Source organism: Streptomyces hainanensis, assembly GCF_004348415.1.
Lineage (GTDB): Bacteria > Actinomycetota > Actinomycetes > Streptomycetales > Streptomycetaceae > Streptomyces > Streptomyces hainanensis.
In genome coordinates this window covers 1-416 of sequence record NZ_SMKI01000945.1, presented here as the reverse complement: position 1 = coordinate 416, position 416 = coordinate 1, and the positions used below count along the sequence as shown (strand labels likewise).

The following is a 416-nucleotide window of genomic DNA, read 5'->3' as shown; positions in this document are numbered from 1 at the left end:
ACAGCATCTCGTCGGTGTATCTGACGACCCTGGTCCGGTCGGGACATCGTCCGCCGTCCGAGGCGATCAGTCCGCCACCTGCCGTGTTTCCCGGGACGGTCCGGGTAGGCGAGGAGTCCGACACCACCGGACGTCACCGGACGTCACCGGAGGGAGGGACCCGTGGAGATTCCCGTGAACGTGGGGCTGATCATCGTCGCCGTGTGCGTGGTCGGCATCGCGGCATGCCTGATCTGGTGGGCCACGTTCGAGAAGCCGCGCCGCCGCGGCGGCCGCGGCGGCATGGACGGCGGCGGATCCTCCGGCCCCATGGGCGGTGGCGGCGGGCTCTGACGCGGCGCGACGCGGCCATGGCCGCGCTCTCCCGCCTCGCGCGCTTGCGGGGCGGTGCGGCGGTGGTCCGGTTACCGTGGGGG

At 73.1% G+C, this 416-nt stretch carries 1 protein-coding gene; it reads left to right on the top strand.

Annotated features, from left to right (window positions below; translation table 11 throughout):
• Positions 1 to 162: 162 nt before the first annotated feature.
• The gene (locus E1283_RS37975; RefSeq protein WP_165956396.1) at positions 163 to 333 is read left to right on the top strand and encodes a hypothetical protein; all 171 of its coding nucleotides are present in this window, start codon (positions 163 to 165) and stop codon (positions 331 to 333) included.
• The last annotated feature ends 83 nt before the right edge of the window (positions 334 to 416 follow it).